At 63.9% G+C, this 1,085-nt stretch carries 1 protein-coding gene and 1 pseudogene; both read right to left on the bottom strand.

Features of this window, described 5'->3' with window-relative positions; all coding sequences use genetic code 11:
* Window positions 1–647: SDR family NAD(P)-dependent oxidoreductase (locus DBR24_RS20845; RefSeq protein WP_128615703.1), on the bottom strand; the 647-nt coding region annotated here is incomplete at its 3' end.
* Between the two features lie 15 nt (window positions 648–662).
* Window positions 663–1,085: pseudogene (locus DBR24_RS20840) on the bottom strand (AMP-binding protein); the annotation flags it as partial.

Genomic DNA, 1,085 nt, shown 5'->3' with positions numbered 1-1,085 from the left:
GGCGGGAATGGCACGCCGGCAGCGAGGGAGTCGCGGACTTCCGGGGTCATGCCGGCCATCATCGGCGTTTCGAAAATGCCCGGGGCGATGGTCATCACGCGGATGCCGAAGCGCGCCAGTTCACGGGCGGCCGGCAGGGTCAGGCTGGCAATCGCGCCTTTGGAGGCGGAATACGCGGCCTGGCCGATCTGGCCGTCGAACGCGGCCACCGAAGCGGTGTTGATGATCACCCCGCGTTCGCCGTCGGCATTCGCGTCGCTTTCGGCGATAGCCGCCGCGGCCAGACGCAGCATGTTGAAGCTGCCGATCAGGTTGACGTTGATCACCTGGGCAAAACTGGACAGCGCATGCGGGCCGTTCTTGCCGAGGATCTTCTCGCCCCGGACGATGCCGGCGCAGTTGACCAGACCATTGAGACTGCCAAAGGCTTTGACCGTCGCCTGCACCGCTGCTTCGGCAGCGGCCTCGTTGCTGATGTCGGCGACCACGCTTTGCGCGCCGAGGCGCTGGGCCTGGGCGGCAACGGCTTCGGCGTTCATGTCCACCAGCATCACTTTGGCGCCGGCGTTGACCAGCAACTCAGCGGTGGCCGCACCCAGGCCGGACGCGCCGCCGGTGACGATAAAAACCTTGTTCTCGATCTGCATGACTGACTTCCTGATTCAAGCTGAAACGTTGTGCGCCGCGGCCTCTTGAGCCTTGGCGATTTCCTGGTTGCGCAAGATAAAGCGCTGCAATTTGCCGCTTGGGGTTTTCGGCAATTCGCTGACAAATTCGATTTCACGCGGGTATGAATGCGCGGCCAGACGCTTGCGCACGTGTTGCCGCAGCTCTTCGGCCAGCGTCGGTTCGGCGCGGTATTGCGGGTTGAGCACGACGAAGGCCTTGACCAGTTCGGTGCGCTCCGGATCCGGCTTGCCGACCACCGCCGCTTCGACCACCGCCGGGTGCTCGATCAGCGCACTTTCGACATCGAACGGACCGACGCGATAACCGGATGTGGTGATTACGTCATCGCTGCGGCCGACGAAGCTGATGCTGCCGTCCGGGTTCCACTCCACAGTGTCGCCGCTGAGGTAGTAGTT

This window comes from Pseudomonas sp. HMWF006, assembly GCF_003061205.1.
GTDB lineage: Bacteria > Pseudomonadota > Gammaproteobacteria > Pseudomonadales > Pseudomonadaceae > Aquipseudomonas > Aquipseudomonas monsensis.
This window is presented reverse-complemented; position numbering and strand designations above follow the sequence as displayed.